General features: G+C 63.6%; 10 protein-coding genes, 1 tRNA gene and 2 rRNA genes. 6 read left to right on the top strand and 7 right to left on the bottom strand.

Annotated features, from left to right (window positions below):
- The first annotated feature begins 154 nt into the window (after nucleotides 1-154).
- The 4 genes from puuE (at nucleotide 155) to Q9316_RS19185 (ending at nucleotide 4,028) form a co-directional block, all read left to right on the top strand.
- Nucleotides 155-1,573, top strand: coding sequence for an allantoinase PuuE (gene puuE / locus Q9316_RS19200; RefSeq protein ID WP_306033154.1), 1,419 nt, complete (start codon nucleotides 155-157; stop codon nucleotides 1,571-1,573).
- A gap of 9 nt (nucleotides 1,574-1,582) precedes the next feature.
- The gene (gene alc, locus Q9316_RS19195) at nucleotides 1,583-2,590 is read left to right on the top strand and encodes an allantoicase (protein WP_306033153.1); all 1,008 of its coding nucleotides are present in this window, start codon (nucleotides 1,583-1,585) and stop codon (nucleotides 2,588-2,590) included.
- Nucleotides 2,587-3,072, top strand: a complete 486-nt coding sequence (locus Q9316_RS19190) for an ureidoglycolate lyase (protein ID WP_306033152.1) — start codon at nucleotides 2,587-2,589, stop codon at nucleotides 3,070-3,072. Before alc ends, Q9316_RS19190 begins: the two co-directional genes overlap by 4 nt.
- Nucleotides 3,073-3,230: 158 nt before the next feature.
- A complete protein-coding gene (locus Q9316_RS19185; RefSeq protein WP_306033151.1) occupies nucleotides 3,231-4,028 on the top strand; it encodes an SRPBCC family protein in 798 nt (265 codons plus the stop codon).
- 55 nt (nucleotides 4,029-4,083) lie between these two features.
- Here the strand turns inward: Q9316_RS19185 and Q9316_RS19180 are convergent, their stop codons facing one another.
- The 3 genes from Q9316_RS19180 to Q9316_RS19170 form a co-directional block, all read right to left on the bottom strand.
- Entirely contained in the window at nucleotides 4,084-5,376 is a 1,293-nt protein-coding gene (locus tag Q9316_RS19180; RefSeq protein WP_306033150.1) for an NCS2 family permease, read from the bottom strand.
- Between the two features lie 232 nt (nucleotides 5,377-5,608).
- Nucleotides 5,609-6,067: a YbaK/EbsC family protein gene (locus Q9316_RS19175; RefSeq protein WP_306033149.1), complete on the bottom strand. Its 459-nt coding sequence runs from the start codon at nucleotides 6,065-6,067 to the stop codon at nucleotides 5,609-5,611.
- 67 nt (nucleotides 6,068-6,134) lie between these two features.
- Entirely contained in the window at nucleotides 6,135-7,532 is a 1,398-nt protein-coding gene (locus Q9316_RS19170; RefSeq protein ID WP_306033148.1) for a DUF2793 domain-containing protein, read from the bottom strand.
- 607 nt (nucleotides 7,533-8,139) lie between these two features.
- On the opposite strand from Q9316_RS19170, the gene Q9316_RS19165 reads away from it, so the two are divergent.
- Nucleotides 8,140-10,158, top strand: coding sequence for a methyl-accepting chemotaxis protein (locus Q9316_RS19165; protein ID WP_306033147.1), 2,019 nt, complete (start codon nucleotides 8,140-8,142; stop codon nucleotides 10,156-10,158).
- Between the two features lie 92 nt (nucleotides 10,159-10,250).
- Here the strand turns inward: Q9316_RS19165 and araD are convergent, their stop codons facing one another.
- Nucleotides 10,251-11,993, bottom strand: coding sequence for an L-arabinonate dehydratase (gene araD / locus Q9316_RS19160; protein ID WP_306033146.1), 1,743 nt, complete (start codon nucleotides 11,991-11,993; stop codon nucleotides 10,251-10,253).
- 170 nt (nucleotides 11,994-12,163) lie between these two features.
- Between araD and Q9316_RS19155 the strand changes: the two genes are divergently transcribed.
- Nucleotides 12,164-13,108, top strand: a complete 945-nt coding sequence (locus Q9316_RS19155; protein WP_306033145.1) for a LysR family transcriptional regulator — start codon at nucleotides 12,164-12,166, stop codon at nucleotides 13,106-13,108.
- A gap of 90 nt (nucleotides 13,109-13,198) precedes the next feature.
- On the opposite strand, the gene Q9316_RS19150 is transcribed toward Q9316_RS19155, so the two are convergent.
- The 3 genes from Q9316_RS19150 to Q9316_RS19140 all read right to left on the bottom strand — a co-directional run bounded on the left by Q9316_RS19150 (nucleotide 13,199) and on the right by Q9316_RS19140 (nucleotide 16,571).
- A tRNA-Met gene (locus Q9316_RS19150) sits at nucleotides 13,199-13,275 on the bottom strand.
- A 199-nt stretch (nucleotides 13,276-13,474) separates the two neighbouring features.
- Nucleotides 13,475-13,589, bottom strand: a 5S ribosomal RNA gene (rrf, locus tag Q9316_RS19145).
- 186 nt (nucleotides 13,590-13,775) lie between these two features.
- Nucleotides 13,776-16,571 (bottom strand): 23S ribosomal RNA (locus Q9316_RS19140).
- Between the last annotated feature and the right edge of the window lie 16 nt (nucleotides 16,572-16,587).

The following is a 16,587-nucleotide window of genomic DNA, read 5'->3' as shown; positions in this document are numbered from 1 at the left end:
CTCCCGGGCATAGTGCGCCTGCAATCACTATCCGTCACCCTCTTTCCACTGAAAAGCGGTGAGATCGTTCGAGACTTTCAAAATTTCCTGAGAAATGACCTGTGCGATTCCGGGTTAGATATTTGTCATCGAAAAGCGTTTGGAGGAGCGTTCCATGCGATATTGCCGTGACATGCACGGATATGGGCAGAACCCGCCCGCCGCCCGGTGGCCGGGCGAGGCGCGCGTCGCCGTACAATTCGTCCTGAACTACGAGGAAGGCGGGGAGAACTGCGTGCTGCACGGCGATGCGGCCTCCGAAGCGTTCCTCTCCGAGATCGTCGGCGCCGCGCAATGGCCGGGCCAGCGCCACTGGAACATGGAATCCATCTACGAATACGGCGCGCGCGCCGGCTTCTGGCGTCTGCACCGGCTGCTGACCGAAAAGGCCGTGCCCGTCACAGTCTATGGTGTGGCTACCGCCCTGCAGCGCTCGCCCGCCCAGGTCGCCGCGATGATCGAGGCCGGCTGGGAAATCGCCTCGCACGGCCTCAAATGGGTCGAGCACAAGGACATGAGCGCGGAAGACGAGCGCGCGGCGATCGCCGAGGCGGTCCGCCTGCACACGCTCGTCACCGGCGAGCGGCCGCGCGGCTGGTATACGGGCCGCTGTTCCGTCAACACGGTCGATCTCGTCGCGGAGGCCGGCGGCTTCGACTACGTTTCCGATACCTATGCGGACGACCTGCCCTACTGGTCCGAGCACGGCGGCCGCCAGCAGCTCATCATTCCCTACACACTCGACGCCAACGACATGCGCTTCGCCACGCCGCAGGGCTTCAACAGCGGCGACCAGTTCTTCAGCTACCTGAAGGACTCGTTCGACGCGCTCTATGCCGAAGGCGCGGCCGGTAGCCCGAAGATGATGAGCATCGGCCTGCATTGCCGCCTGATCGGCCGTCCGGGCCGCGTCATGGCGCTCGCCCGCTTCATCGACTATGTGCAGAGCCACGAGAAGGTGTGGATCGCCCGGCGCGTCGATATCGCCGAGCATTGGGCGAGGACTAATCCGCCGCAGCCGGCCGCCGAACGCCCCTCGCAGATGTCGGAGGAAGCCTTCGTCAAGCGCTTCGGCGACATTTTCGAGCATTCGCCCTGGGTGGCGCAGCGCGCCTGGGACGGAGAACTTTCGCCGGCTAACGATACCGCCGTCGGCCTTGCCGCCGCGCTCACCTTCCAGTTCCGCGCGGCAAGCGACGAGGAACGGCTCGGCGTGCTCGTCGCCCACCCGGACCTTGCCGGCAAGCTGGCGCAGGCAAAGCGCCTGACGGCAAGCTCGACCGAGGAGCAGGCCTCCGCCGGCCTCGACGCGCTGACGGACGAGGAACGCGAGCGCTTCACCGACCTCAACGACCGCTACGTGGCGAAATTCGGCTTCCCGTTCATCATCGCGGTGCGCGACAACACGAAGGCGAGCATCCTCGCGGCCTTCGAAAAGCGCGTCGCGAACGACCGCGAGAGCGAATTCGCCACCGCCTGCAAGCAGGTCGAGCGGATCGGCCTGCTGCGGCTCAAAGCGCTGCTGCCGGCCTGAGAGCGGACCATGTCGACCGGCGCCCTGCCTGCCTTCGCGCGCGGAACGATCAACCTTGCCTCGGCGAGCCTCGGGGCAAGGGGCATATCCGCGACGGACGAATTCTTCGGCCCGCTGTCGCGCATGCTGGCCGACGAACCCGCCGCCTATCATCCCGGCCGCTACGACGAGAACGGCAAGTGGATGGACGGCTGGGAGACGCGGCGGCGGCGCGGCCCGGGCCACGACCACGCCATCGTCGCGCTCGCGACGCCCGGCCGCATCCGCGGCTTCGACGTGGACACCGCCTATTTTACCGGCAACTACCCGACGGCCTGCGCCATCGAGGGATGTCATGCGCCGGGTGGCCCGGACGAGGCGACGGACTGGGTGACGCTGATTGCGGCAAGCCCGCTCGGGCCGAGCGCCCAGCATTTCTTTGACTGCGCCGCGGACGGGCTGTTCAGCCATGTGCGGCTCAGGATCTACCCCGATGGCGGGGTGGCGCGGCTGCGCGTCTACGGAATCCCGGCGCTCGCGCCGGCCGAAGGGCCGATCGATCTCGCCTCCGCCCTTTCCGGCGGGCAGGTCGTCGCGCTGTCGAACGGACATTACGGCCATCAGCGCTTGCTCGCGCCCGGCCGTGGCGTCAATATGGGTGACGGCTGGGAGACCAGCCGCCGCCGCGAGCCGGGCCACGAGTGGATCGTGGTCAGGCTCGCCGCACGGGCGACGGTGGAGAGCATCGTCGTCGATACCGCCCACTTCAAGGGCAACTACCCGGATGCCTGCTCCGTGCAGGCCGCCGACCTGACGGGCACGACAGGGGACCTCCCCACCCTTGTCACCGCCGCGTCGATGTTCTGGCAGGAAATCCTGCCCGAGCAGAAGCTTGCCGCCGACCGTATCCATACGTTCGACGGCGATCGCGTGAAGCGGGCGGGTGCCGTGACGCATATCCGCCTGAACATCCATCCGGACGGCGGCATCAGCCGTCTGCGTGTTTTTGGCCGTGTGGCCGAGGGAGGAAAGACATGAAGACAATCGACATCAGACCGCTCACCCGCGAGGCCTTCGCGCCCTTCGGCCAGGTCATCGAGCAGGACGGCGCCCACAATTTCCCGATCAATGCGGGCAAGTGCACGCGCTTCCACGATCTAGCCAACATCGAGACGACCGGCGAGAAGGCAAGGCCGATGATCAGCCTGCTGCGCGGCGAGCCCTATCCGCTGCCGCTGGAACTGAACATGGTCGAGCGCCACCCGCTCGGCAGCCAGGCCTTCATTCCGCTCGGCGACGCCTCCTTCCTCGTCGTCGTCGCCGAAGAGACGGAGAGCGGCCCGGCCGAGCCGATCGCCTTCCGCACCGCGCCAGGACAGGGCGTCAATATCGGCCGCAATGTCTGGCACGGCATCCTGACGCCGCTCGATGCGGTTTCCGATTTCGCCGTGGTCGACCGCGGCGGCGAGGGCGTGAATCTCGAAGAGCATTTCTACGCCGAATCCTTCCTGATCCGCTGATCCATCCACCGGGGATGCGGATCCGCCGGCCCGCCTCCACGGGCCGGCATTTCTGTCTTCACGGATGATTGACGGCCGCCCCCGATACCGCATGCTACCTTGCGCGCTATCGGGGCGGCCTCTTCGCATGGCCGCTCCCCTGACGAGGGAGAGGAACGATGACGATAAGATTCGACGCGAGCGGAAAGCGCTGGGTGGAGTTGGACTTCCTGGTGCCGGGCACGCCGGAAGACGTCTGGCATGCCATGGCGACCGGCCCCGGCAATGCCGCCTGGTTCACCACGGCCGAGATCGACGGGCAGATCGGCGGCCGGATCACCTTCCACTTCATGGCCGGTGTCACCGGCAGCGGCACGGTGACCTGCTGGGAGCCGCCGCACCGCTTCGGCTATGTGGAGGCCGACTGGGCTGAAAGCGCCCCACCCATCGTCACCGACATCACCATCGCTGCCCGCTCGGGCGGTGGATGCCGCGTGCACATGGTGCATTCCATCGTCAGCACCTCCACGCAGTGGGACGGCCAGATGGAAGGCTTCGAATCCGGATGGCCGGGCTTCATCGACGCGCTGCGGCTCTATCTCGCCCACCATGCCGGCCAGGCCGCCGCCTCCTTCCAGCTCGCCGCGGAAGCGAAGGGCGAAGCCCTCGTCGTCTGGCGCAACCTCCTGGACGGCCTCGGCCACGAGACGGCCGATGTCGGCGAGAACTGGACCGTGGAGGCCGGCGAAACGCTGTTCGGCGAGGTCGTCGTCGTGCGCCAGGATGCCGTGCAGCGCTATGTGATCCTGCGCATCGACGGCGACGTGCCGGGCGTCGGCCTGTTCGGCCTCTACGGCATGGGCGATACGGTCCGCCTCAGCCTCTGCCGCTTCTTCTACGGCTCGGAGGCTGGCGCGGCCGCCGCCGCCGCGCAGCCGAAATGGCAGACCTGGCTCGACGCGGTGGCAAAGGCCTGAAACGCAAACGGGCCGCGCTCATCGCGCGGCCCGTTCCAGATGTGTGCTCGTCCGCTTATTCCGCGAAGAAGGCGAAGCGGATGACGAAGAGCGCGGCGACGATCGCCGTTGCCGGGTGGATCTGCTTCCACTTGCCGGTGAAAAGCTTCAGCACGACATAGGTGATGAAGCCGAAGGCAAGGCCGTTGGCGATGGAATAGGTGAAGGGCATGGCGAGCGCGGTGAGCGCGGCGGGTGCCGCTTCCGTCAGGTCTTCCCAGTCGACTTCCGTCATTTCGCGCATCATCAGGCCGGCGACGTATAGCAGGGCCGGGGCCGTCGCGTAGCTCGGCACCGAGCCGGCAAGCGGCGAGATGAAGAGGGCGGCGAGGAAGAGCACGGCGACGGTGAGCGCGGTGAGGCCGGTGCGCCCGCCCGCCTGCACGCCCGAGGCGCTTTCGACATAGGCCGTGGTGCTGCTCGTGCCCATCAGCGAGCCGGCGACGATGGCCGTGCTGTCGGCCAGAAGCGCGCGGCCGAGGCGGTTCGGCTTGCCTTCCTGGATGAGGTTGGCGCGCTTGGCGACGCCGATCAGCGTGCCCGTGGCGTCGAAGACCTCGACGAGCACGAAGACGAGGATGACGTGCAGCAGGCCGCCGTGCAGCGCGCCCATGATGTCGAGCTGCAGGAAGGTCGGCAGGATGGACGGCGGGGCCGAGACCAGACCGCGGAATTCGCTGACGCCGAGGATCCACGACAGGACCGTGACGACGAGGATGCCGATCAGGATCGCGCCCTTGACGCGCAGCGCGTCGAGCACGGCGATGACGAAGAAGCCGAGGATCGCGAGCAGCGGGCCGGTCTGCTTCAGGTCGCCGAGGCCGACGAGGGTCGCCGGGTTGTCGACGACGATACCGGAGCTCTTGAGCGCGATGATGCCGAGGAAGAGGCCGATACCGGTGGCGATAGCGCTTCTGAGCGAATGCGGAATGCCCTGGATCAGCCAGCTTCGCACGCCCGTCACCGTCAGGATGACGAAGATGATGCCGGAGATGAAGACCGCACCGAGCGCCTGCTGCCAGGTGAAGCCCAGCGCCGCCACTACGGTGAAGGCGAAGAAGGCGTTGAGGCCCATGCCGGGCGCCATGCCGATAGGCCAGTTGGCCATGGTCGCCATGACCATGGAGCCGAGCGCGGCGGCAAGACAGGTCGCCACGAAGACGGCATCCCGGTCCATGCCCGTCGTCGACAGGATGTCCGGATTGACGAAGATGATATAGGACATGGTGAGGAAGGTCGTGAGACCCGCGATCACTTCGGTGCGCACGGTGGTGCCGTGCTCACTCAGCTTGAAAAGCCGTTCAAACATATTTTCTCCCCCTGGCGAACGCCGATGGCGCGCCGTGCGATAGTTCGGGCCGAATGCTCCTCCAGCAGGCCCGTCGCGGATCGTTCCGCGCCTGTGCGCGGCGGTCCCCAAAAGGCCAGACCACCGTGATCACAGTTTCGTTATATTGCTTTTTCCAAGGCGTTCGCGCCAGCCGGTCATTTCCCCGGTTTTTAGCGAAACTCTTTCACGACAAGCCGAAATCGGCCGTCCGTCACTCGCAGACGTCGATCCATTCGGCCGAAACGAGCGCGGCCATACGGTCGGGCGCGATGCGCACGGCGGCATTGGTCGCGCCGGCGGCCGGCACGACTTCCTCGAAGGGCCGCAGGGAGATATCGCAATAGACGGGGAGCGCCGAGGGCAGGCCGAAGGGGCAGACGCCGCCGACCGGATGGGACGTCGCCGCCACCACCTGTTCGGCATCCAGCATGCGCGGCTTTGCCGAGAACCGGTCCTTGAATTTCCGGTTGCTGAGCCGCGCCGTGCCAGCGGCGACCAGGAGGACGATCTCCTCGCCGACGCGCAGGCAGATCGTCTTGGCGATCTGCTCGGGCGCCACACCATGGGCCTCGGCGGCCAGCGTTACGGTCGCCGAACTCTGCTCGGTGACGAGAACGTCGATATCGGGAGCGTTTGCGGCGAAGAAGGTGCGGACGGATTCGAGAGACATCGCATTTCATAACCAGTCCGGCGGCTCCCAGGCAAGAGCCGCCGAAAAGGATCGTGTGCGATGTTTTCTAGGCGTAGATGCCGCCCGAGGGCGTGGTGCCGGCGGTCGAGCCGGGCAGGAAGGTCGTCGCCTTGCCGAAGGTGTCGATGACGCCGTTGGTCTCGGCGAGGTAGCGGCTGCCGGTGGCGCTGCCGACGATGGTGGGGTTCGACAGCGAGACGGCCCCGCCGTTGCGCACTGCCACGAAAACCGTGAAGGCAGGCGTGCCGGTGAGCGTGAAGGTGCGGTTCGTCGCCGTCAGCAGGCCGGCGCCGATATCGATGTGCCGGCGTGCGCCGCCGGAAATGGTGTAGTCGCTCTCCAGCAGGATGTGGCAGGGATTGTCGGCATGGATATGGTCGGCATTCGCCCCCACCGCGCCGAACTCCACCTTGCCGAGGCGCAGCGAAACGCCGTTGCCGACCAGCAGCGCGTGGATGAGGTCCGTCGCGATCGCGATGCGCACGCCGGAGACACGCACCTGCGCGCCGTTGCCGAAGGCGAGCCCCGAGGAGAGCACGACGGAGGACGGCGTCGTCTCGTTGCCCTTGATGAAAAGCGTGCCGCCGCCGAGCAGCGGCCGGCCGACAGTCGCCCCGGCATAGGTGCCGGCCGCCAGCTCGATCGTGACATCGTAGCCCGCGCAATCCAGCCTGTGCGCCTCGTCCACCGCCTTCTGGAGGGTCGCGAAGGGAGCGCCCGCGGTCAGGCCGCTATTGCCGTCATTGCCGCTCGTGGCGACATGGTAGGTGCGGTTTGCCGCAAGCTGCACGCGCAGCCCGTCGACGCCAGCCGGAAAGGAGACGCGCCCGGTCGCCGGGTCGGCCACCATCGCGTCGTTGAAGGCGGAACCGTCCGCGCTCACCTTGACGCGAAAGGCGTCGCTGCCGGCAAGGCCCATCTCGGCCCGCCCGGACCAGCCGGTCTGGAACAGCAGCGATGCGGTATCGCCCGCATTCGCCTTGTTGACCTTGATCTGGTGGCCTGCCCCCTCATTGGTGAAAAGCGAGGCGGGCGCGGCGACCGCCAGCCGGTTGGTCGCGTCCGCCGTCGCATTGATGCCGACCTCGTTCGGAATGGCGACATCGAAGGCCGCCGCCGCCCAGTCGCCGGCCTTGAAGGCGAGGAGGCGGTTCTCGTCCAGCACGAAGGCAAGCCAGCCTTCGCGCGGTGCATAGAAGCTCCAGACGCCATCCTGCCAGGCGGCCAGCGCCTTGGCCTCACCGGCCCAGGCGCCGGTCGCGCCGGCGGGAACGATATAGCGCGCGCCGCCCGCGGGGCTGGCCGGCGGGCTTGCGACCGTCCGGCTCAGCACGGCAAGCTGCGTCAGCGCATCCAGCGCCCGGATCGCCTCGTTGTGGGTGACGTGCTTTTGCGCCTGCGCGGGCAGGATATAGGGAAGGTTCAGGTTTTCAGTCGTGTCCATGTCGTCCGGCTCCTGTCGAAAAGGGTCCGGACAAGTATAGGGGCGCGGCAAGGGGCGGGGAAAACGAAGCCCTTTTTTCCGCCCGCTCAGCCTGCAGGCCTCCCCTGCGCTTCACGGCGGCGAAGGCCCGCGGCCAGGACGGGATGGCCCGGCACACACGATCCGCCAGGCACATACAGGATGGGCGGCGGTCGAACAGGCTGGCGTCGTGTAATGATACATTCACGCATGGAGCGCGATAATTTCACATAAGCCTCCTGCCGGAGATCATCCTTGAAATTTCCACCCTTCTACCGTTGATTGTGCAAGTATTATATCGGGCGTAAACAACAACTTCCGTAACGTTATCTTGCGTTGAGACGATCATCCTGAGTGTTATTCCTTCCGCAGGATTACGCAGAGTTGCGATTGATCAAGAATAGTTACGATAGCTCAGTAAAACTCGCGCCCGCACCGGATAAAATTATCGATTTCATAACCAATGCAAGCAAATCTCATGAGCACTCCGACGATGCGGTCGGACAGGGCACTCAGGTGCGGCATGGCTTCATGACGTCAGAAATGAGTTCGGCGCGGCAGAAGAAGCATGGGCACGCCAGGATTCATCATGAGAATAAAGACGCAGTTCATCGTGCTCGCATCGGTCACCGGCGTGGCGATTGCGGGGCTCATCGGCAGCCTGTGGGGCTATGCCGGCGCGGCCGGCGACGTCACCAATGCCTATGACCAGAAATACAAGTCCTACCTGCTGGCCGACGGCTTCCGCCAGTCTTCCGACGACCTGACGCGCATGGTGCGGACCTATGCCGAGACGGGCGACGCCTCCTTCAAGGACCAGTACAACGCCGTCATCGAGATCCGCAACGGCACGCGCCCGCGCCCGGAAGACTACCACCGCATCTACTGGGACTTCGTCGCGGGCGGCGAGGCCAGGCCCCGTCCCGACGGCGCCGCCGTTCCGCTTCACGACCTGATGAAGCAGGCCGGTTTCACCGACGAGGAATTCGCCCTCCTGGACGAGGCCGGCAAGCGCTCCGACGCCCTCGTCAAGATCGAGACCGAGGCGATGGCGCTCGTCGATGGCGCCGCCACTCTCGGGCCGCAGGCCCGGGACAAGGCGGCCCTGATGCTGAATTCGCCGGACTACCACAAGTTCAAGGCGGAGATCATGAAGCCGGTCGACGCCTTCTTCGTGAAGCTCGAAGCACGCACGCAGGGCGCCGTGGACGAAGCGAACACCCGCGCCTCCTTCTACTGGATGCTGACCATCGCAGCCATGTCGATGCTGGCGCTGATGCTTGCCATCGTCGGCTTCGTCACCTTCAAACGCATCATCGGAGGCATGGATAAGCTCGCCAGTTCGATGGGCGAGGTCGCAGGCGGCCAGCTCGATACCGAGATCGCCCTCGCCAGGAACAAGGACGAGATCGGCGACATGGCCAAGGCGCTCGAAGTCTTCCGCCAGGGCGCCATCGCCAACCGGCGGCTGGAACAGGAAGCGGTGGAGGCGCGCAAGCGCGCCGAAGCCGAGCGCATCGCCATGCAGGAGAAAGCCGAGGCCGACGCTGCCGAGCGGCTGCGCATCGCCACATCCGGCCTTGCCGCCGGCCTGAAGCGCCTGTCGGCGGGCGACCTCGCCTTCCAGCTCAACGAAGCCTTCGCGCAGGATTTCGAGGCGCTGCGCCATGACTTCAACCAGTCCGTGGCCCAGCTCGGCTCCACGCTCTCGGAGATTTCCGGCTCGATCTCGACGCTAGACACGGGCACCCGCGAGATCGCGTCCGGCACGGACGACCTGTCGAAACGCACCGAGCAGCAGGCCGCCTCGCTGGAGGAGACCGCCGCCGCGCTCGACGAGATCACCGTCAACGTCGCCAATTCCTCCAAGCGCACCGAGGAGGCCAAGGACGTCGCCAGCCGGGCCAACCGCTCCGCTGCCGAATCCGCCGAGGTGGTCTCCCACGCGGAAGAAGCGATGCGCAAGATCGAGGAAAGCTCGCAGCAGATTTCCAACATCATCGGCGTCATCGACGAGATCGCCTTCCAGACGAACCTGCTGGCGCTGAATGCCGGCGTCGAGGCCGCCCGCGCCGGCGAGGCCGGCAAGGGCTTTGCGGTCGTGGCGCAGGAAGTGCGCGAGCTCGCCCAGCGCTCCGCCCAGGCCGCCAAGGAGATCAAGGGCCTGATCCAGAACTCCTCGGCCGAAGTGGGAACCGGCGTGAAGCTGGTGCGCGATGCCGGCACGGCGCTGAAGACCATCAGCGGCTTCATCGTCGAGATCAACGCCCATATGGAATCGATCGCGACCTCCGCCAAGGAACAGTCCGTCGGGCTTGCCGAGGTCAACACCGCAGTCAATGCGATGGACCAGACGACGCAGCAGAACGCCGCGATGGTGGAACAGTCCAACGCCGCCTCCAACACGCTGGCAAACGAGGCAGTGCGCCTGCGCGAACTCGTCAGCCAGTTCCGTCTCGAGGGTGCGCCCGCGGCCGGCATGGTTCGCTCCGTCCGCACCGGAGACACCGGCCATGCCTCTCCCGCCCGCGCGCTCGGCCGCAAGGTCGCCACCGCCTTCAGCGGCAATGCGGCACTCGACACGAAGGGCGAGTGGGAGGAATTCTGAGGAAGGCCTCCAGCTTCAGTAAAAAAGCCCATCCGCAGGATATGCGGATGGGCTTTTTCCTATGTCGGAACGGAGCGTTTCCGCTCCGCCGGTCAGTGCGAATCCTTCGGCACGGCATTGCCGCGCGCGCCGCGCAGGAAGTCGAAATCGGCGCCGGTATCGGCCCCCTCGACATGGTCGTGGTAGAGCATGCCGTAGCCGCTCGCCGGCCGCGCGACCGGGCTCTTCCATTCGGCAAGACGCCGTTCGATCTCGCCTTCCGGCACATCGAGGTGGAGACGCCGGTTCGGCACGTCGAGCTCGATGAAATCGCCGTCGCGCACGATGGCGAGTGGCCCGCCGGCGGCGGCTTCAGGGCTGGTATGCAGCACGACGGTGCCATAGGCGGTGCCGGACATGCGGGCATCCGAAATGCGCACCATGTCGGTGATGCCCTTCTTCAGCACTTTGGGCGGCAGGCCCATATTGCCGACCTCGGCCATGCCGGGATAACCGCGCGGACCACAGTTCTTCAGCACCATTATGCAGGTTTCGTCGATGTCGAGATCGGGATCGTTGATCTTGCGCTTGTAGTCGTCGATGTCCTCGAAGACGACGGCGCGGCCGCGATGCACCATCAGCGAGGCCGTGGCGGCCGACGGCTTCAGCACCGCACCCTTCGGCGCGAGGTTGCCCTTGAGCACGGCGATGCCGCCGGCCTGCGCCAGCGCCTTCTCCGTCGGCAGGATGACATCCTCGTTCCAGTTAGTGACGTCCTTGACCTCGTCCCAGATCGTCTCGCCGGAAACCGTCAGCGCATCCTTGTTGAGAAGCCCGGCTTCGCCGAGGCGCTTCAGCACCACCGGCAGGCCGCCGGCATAGAAGAACTCCTCCATCAGGTATTTGCCCGACGGCATGAGGTTGACGATCGTCGGCACATCACGGCCGAGGCGGTCCCAGTCGTCGAGCGTGAGGTCGATGCCGACACGGCCGGCCATCGCCAGGAGGTGCACCACCGCATTGGTCGAGCCGCCGATGGCGCCGTTGGTGCGGATGGCGTTCTCGAAGGCTTCGCGGGTCATGATGTCGGAAGGCTTCAGGTCGTCCTTGACCATCTGGACGATGCGCCGGCCGGTGAGCTGCGCCATGACGCGGCGGCGGCTGTCGACGGCGGGGATCGCCGCATTGCCGGAGAGCGCCATGCCGAGCGCCTCGGCCATCGACGCCATGGTGGAGGCCGTGCCCATCGTGTTGCAGGTGCCGGACGAGCGGCTCATCGCCTGCTCGGCCTCGAGGAAGTCCTCCTTGCTCATCGTGCCGGCCTTGATGGCTTCGGACATCTGCCAGAGCGCCGTGCCAGAGCCGACGCGCTCGCCGCGGAACCAGCCGTTCAGCATCGGCCCGCCGGTGACGACGATGGAGGGGATGTCGGTGGAGGCCGCGCCCATCAAAAGCGAGGGCGTCGTCTTGTCACAGCCGACCAGCAGGACCGCGCCGTCGATCGGCTGGGCGCGCATCGTCTCCTCGACCGCGAGCGCGGCGAGGTTGCGGTACATCATGGCCGTCGGCCGGTAAGTGTTTTCCGAGGCGGAGAACACCGGAACCTCCAGCGGGAAACCGCCCGCCTCCCAGACGCCAGCCTTCACCTTTTCCGCCAGCTCGCGCAGATGGCCGTTGCAGGGCGTCAGGTCCGACCAGGTGTTGAGGATGCCGATCACCGGGCGCCCGTCGAACAGGTCGTGCGGATATCCCTGGTTCTTCAGCCAGCCGCGATGATAGATGTTGTCGCGCGAGGTGCCGCCGTACCATTCCTGCGAACGCAGCTTGCGTGGCCAGGGGGAGGGTTTGAATGTCATGTCGTGGTGCTCTCTGTTGTGCGGGCGATGCGGTGCGCGCGCCTGCGGGCGCAAATCGCCATCCTCCCTGTCCGCCACAGGGAACGCGGAACTCACATAACAGTCAAATCATCAATCGATATCGTTGCATATCAATTGCGTCATGATATCGCCCTGGCTAGATTGCCGGCATGAAAGCGCACTATCTCAAGCTCAACCAGCTTCGGTTCATCGATGCGCTGAAGCGCCGGGGAAAGCTGAGCCTTGCCGCCGAGGAGATGAACATCTCACAGCCGGCCGCCTCGCGCACGCTTGCCGATATCGAGGCGCTTGTCGGCCAGCAGGTCTGCACTCGCAATGCGCGCGGCTTTGTCTTCAACGAATTCGGCAACGTGCTGGCGGCGCGCGCGAGCCGTGTCGTCGCGGAGGTGGAGAATATCGGCCGCGACATGCGGGAGGTCGCGGACGGCCTGCGCGGCCGGGTGAGGATCGGTGCGGTGACGGCGGCGGCCGTCGCCTATGCGCTGCCGGCGTCGATGGCGCTGCGCGCGCAGGCTCCGCATGCGCAGCTTCAGATCGACGTCGAGCCGAGCCTGACGCTGATGCAGCGCATGCGCGCGGGCGAATACGATTTCGTGCTGGCGCGGATGAGCGCGGCTGACGATCCCGCGGCCTACGACGTGCGGCCGATCGGCGAGGAGGTGCTGAGCTTTGCGGTGCGCGAGCAGCATCCGCTTGCCGGGCGCGCGCAGCTCGGTTTCCGCGATCTTTCGCCCTATGACTGGGTGATCCAGCCGGCGGGATCGCCGATCTGGTCGACGGTGGCGGACGCCTTCCGGGCGGACCGGGCGGATTTCCCGGAACGGATCACCTATTCCGCCTCGGTGCTTCTGACGCTGACGACGGTTTCGCGCAGCGACGCCATCGCCCCCTTCGCGCGCGAGGTCGCCAACCTGCTGATGGCGGAGGATCTCAGCGCGCACATCGTGACGCTGGACATGGCGCGCCGGGTCAGCGTTCCCGCGTACAACATCATCCTCCACCGGGATGCACTGCTTTCGCCTTTGGCGCAACGTTTTCTGTCGCTGATCGAGGTTGAGATCGGGCAGGCCAAGGGGTCTGGAGGCGCCGCGTGAGGTGGGCGACGGCGGAGTGCGTTTGGCGTCCTTCTGCCTCTTTGAACGCCAAAAGCCCCCGCGCATTTCTGCGACAGGGGCTTTTTGGTTTGGTTGCGGGGGCAGGATTTGAACCTGCGGCCTTCAGGTTATGAGCCTGACGAGCTACCGGGCTGCTCCACCCCGCGTTACCAGGTTTTTGCCCTTTGGCAAAATACCGCCGGTTTTTGCCTTTGGCAAAATACCGTTGTTGTGCTCGGCCCTGACATTTGTCGAGGTTTTCAAAACAGAAAGGACCGCTTTGAGCGGCCCTTGAGTTTCGGCGGGGCCGAAGGTGTGTCGAGAAGATGTATCCTGCGTTGCAGGAACGTTGATTGCCTTTAGCAGACCTGGCAGCGACCTACTCTCCCGCGTCTTGAGACGAAGTACCATTGGCGCTGGGGCGTTTCACGGCCGTGTTCGGAATGGGAACGGGTGCGGCCACCCCGCCATAACCACCAGGTCGGCTAAGGGCAATCAATTGAGAAGCTGGTAGAAGGGTCGGTGTTTTGCGTGCGCAATAACCGGATGCCTTCGTTTGTTTAGTCTGTGAACACGTCTTTGGACGTCAACCGGACGAATGCTTTCGCCTTCGTCTTGTCGGGACAAACGCTCCGCGTTTGCCCTGAGATGAGCATATTCAATGAGAACGATCAAGCCAATCGAGCGATTAGTACCGGTAAGCTTCACACATTGCTGCGCTTCCACACCCGGCCTATCAACGTGGTCGTCTTCCACGGCTCTCAAGGGAATACTCGTTTTCAGGTTGGTTTCCCGCTTAGATGCCTTCAGCGGTTATCCATTCCATATATAGCTACCCTGCTATGCCCTTGGCAGGACAACAGGTCCACCAGAGATATGTCCATCCCGGTCCTCTCGTACTAGGGACAGATCCTGTCAATATTCCTACACCCACGGCAGATAGGGACCGAACTGTCTCACGACGTTCTGAACCCAGCTCACGTACCGCTTTAATTGGCGAACAGCCAAACCCTTGGGACCTGCTCCAGCCCCAGGATGCGATGAGCCGACATCGAGGTGCCAAACAACCCCGTCGATATGGACTCTTGGGGGTCATCAGCCTGTTATCCCCGGCGTACCTTTTATCCGTTGAGCGATGGCCCTTCCACGCGGGACCACCGGATCACTATGACCGACTTTCGTCTCTGCTCGACTTGTCAGTCTCGCAGTCAGGCGGGCTTATGCCATTGCACTCGACGACCGATTTCCGACCGGTCTGAGCCCACCATCGCGCGCCTCCGTTACTCTTTCGGAGGCGACCGCCCCAGTCAAACTACCCACCATACACTGTCCCGGACCCGGATGACGGGCCGCGGTTAGACATCCATGACGATAAGGGTGGTATTTCAAGGATGGCTCCACGCAAACTGGCGTCCGCGCTTCAAAGCCTACCACCTATCCTACACATGCCGACACGAATGCCAGTGTAAAGCTATAGTAAAGGTGCACGGGGTCTTTCCGTCTAACCGCAGGAACCCCGCATCTTCACGGGGAATTCAATTTCACTGAGTCTCTGCTGGAGACAGCGGGGAAGTCGTTACGCCATTCGTGCAGGTCGGAACTTACCCGACAAGGAATTTCGCTACCTTAGGACCGTTATAGTTACGGCCGCCGTTTACTGGGGCTTCGATTCAAAGCTTGCACCTCTCCTCTTAACCTTCCAGCACCGGGCAGGCGTCAGACCCTATACGTCGTCTTGCGACTTCGCAGAGCCCTGTGTTTTTGATAAACAGTCGCTACCCCCTGGTCTGTGCCACCCCACAATACTTGCGTAGCATGGGGTCACGCTTCTTCCGAAGTTACGCGTGCAATTTGCCGAGTTCCTTCAGCAGAGTTCTCTCAAGCGCCTTGGTATGCTCTACCTGACCACCTGTGTCGGTTTCGGGTACGGTCTATACGGTGGAGCTATTTCCTGGAACCGCTTCCCCGCCCAGACAATCCAATAAGTCTGAACAAGTTACGCAATCCGTCACTACCACCAGGCCCACGAATATTAACGTGGTTCCCATCGACTACGCGTGTCCGCCTCGTCTTAGGGGCCGGCTAACCCTGCTCAGATTAACTTTAAGCAGGAACCCTTGGTCTTTCGGCGAGAGGGTCTCTCACCCTCTTTATCGTTACTCATGTCAACATTCGCACTTCCGATACCTCCAGAGGCCCTCACGGGTCCTCCTTCACAGGCTTACGGAACGCTCCGCTACCACTGGACTTGCGTCCAATCCTCAGCTTCGGTGCATGGCTTTAGCCCCGTTACATTTTCGGCGCAAAGACCCTTATTTAGACCAGTGAGCTGTTACGCTTTCTTTAAATGATGGCTGCTTCTAAGCCAACATCCTGGTTGTTTTGGGATCCTCACATCCTTTCCCACTTAGCCATGACTTGGGGACCTTAGCTGGAGGTCAGGGTTGTTGCCCTTTTCACGACGGACGTTAGCACCCGCCGTGTGTCTGCCGACTAGTACTCCTCGGTATTCGGAGTTTGGTTAGGATCAGTAAGACGGTGAGTCCCCATAGCCCATCCAGTGCTCTACCCCCGAGGGTATTCGGTCGACGCTCTACCTAAATAGATTTCGCGGAGAACCAGCTATCTCCGAGTTTGATTGGCCTTTCACCCCTAGCCACAAGTCATCCCAATCTATTGCAACAGATGCGGGTTCGGTCCTCCAGTTGGTGTTACCCAACCTTCAACCTGCTCATGGCTAGATCACTCGGTTTCGGGTCTAATGCAACTAACTGAACGCCCTGTTCAGACTCGCTTTCGCTGCGCCTACACCTACCGGCTTAAGCTTGCTAGTTACACTAAGTCGTTGACCCATTATACAAAAGGTACGCCGTCAGCCTTGCGGCCTCCGACTGCTTGTAGGCAACCGGTTTCAGGTTCTATTTCACTCCCCTTGTCGGGGTGCTTTTCACCTTTCCCTCACGGTACTTGTTCGCTATCGGTCATGCACGAGTACTTAGGCTTGGAGAGTGGTCTCCCCATGTTCAGACAGGATTTCACGTGTCCCGCCTTACTCAAGGACAACGGTTGTTCTACGTGTACGGGGCTATCACCCGCTAAGGCCGGACTTTCCATTCCGTTCCACTTTATTCACCGTTGCCACTGGCCTGGTCCGCGTTCGCTCGCCACTACTTGCGGAGTCTCGGTTGATGTCCTTTCCTGCAGGTACTTAGATGTTTCAGTTCCCTGCGTTCGCTTCTTACCCCTATGTATTCAGAATAAGATACCTTATTTCAATGCTTGGAAACCCAGGCCGTTCTTGCGAACAGTCTGGATTCTCCAAGCATTTAAGGTGGGTTTCCCCATTCGGAGATCCATGGATCAAAGCTCATTCGCAGCTCCCCACGGCTTATCGCAGCGTATCACGTCCTTCATCGCCTGTGCATGCCAAGGCATCCACCAATTGCCCTTACGACACTTAATCGTTCTCATTGTCTATG

Origin of the sequence: Shinella zoogloeoides (genome assembly GCF_030733845.1) — a bacterium.
GTDB classification, from domain to species: Bacteria; Pseudomonadota; Alphaproteobacteria; order Rhizobiales; family Rhizobiaceae; genus Shinella; species Shinella zoogloeoides_C.
The sequence above is the reverse complement of the archived record's forward strand: the minus strand, read 5'-3'. Positions and strand labels throughout refer to the sequence as shown.

Excerpts from the sequence above, each read along its gene's own strand:
- alc (WP_306033153.1), top strand. The coding sequence starts at position 1,583 with ATGTCGACCGGCGCCCTGCCTGCCTTCGCGCGCGGAACGATCAACCTT.
- araD (WP_306033146.1), bottom strand. The coding sequence starts at position 11,993 with ATGACATTCAAACCCTCCCCCTGGCCACGCAAGCTGCGTTCGCAGGAA.
- Q9316_RS19185 (WP_306033151.1), top strand. The coding sequence starts at position 3,231 with ATGACGATAAGATTCGACGCGAGCGGAAAGCGCTGGGTGGAGTTGGAC.
- Q9316_RS19175 (WP_306033149.1), bottom strand. The coding sequence starts at position 6,067 with ATGTCTCTCGAATCCGTCCGCACCTTCTTCGCCGCAAACGCTCCCGAT.
- Q9316_RS19190 (WP_306033152.1), top strand. The coding sequence starts at position 2,587 with ATGAAGACAATCGACATCAGACCGCTCACCCGCGAGGCCTTCGCGCCC.
- Q9316_RS19180 (WP_306033150.1), bottom strand. The coding sequence starts at position 5,376 with ATGTTTGAACGGCTTTTCAAGCTGAGTGAGCACGGCACCACCGTGCGC.
- Q9316_RS19170 (WP_306033148.1), bottom strand. The coding sequence starts at position 7,532 with ATGGACACGACTGAAAACCTGAACCTTCCCTATATCCTGCCCGCGCAG.
- puuE (WP_306033154.1), top strand. The coding sequence starts at position 155 with ATGCGATATTGCCGTGACATGCACGGATATGGGCAGAACCCGCCCGCC.
- Q9316_RS19155 (WP_306033145.1), top strand. The coding sequence starts at position 12,164 with ATGAAAGCGCACTATCTCAAGCTCAACCAGCTTCGGTTCATCGATGCG.
- Q9316_RS19165 (WP_306033147.1), top strand. The coding sequence starts at position 8,140 with ATGAGAATAAAGACGCAGTTCATCGTGCTCGCATCGGTCACCGGCGTG.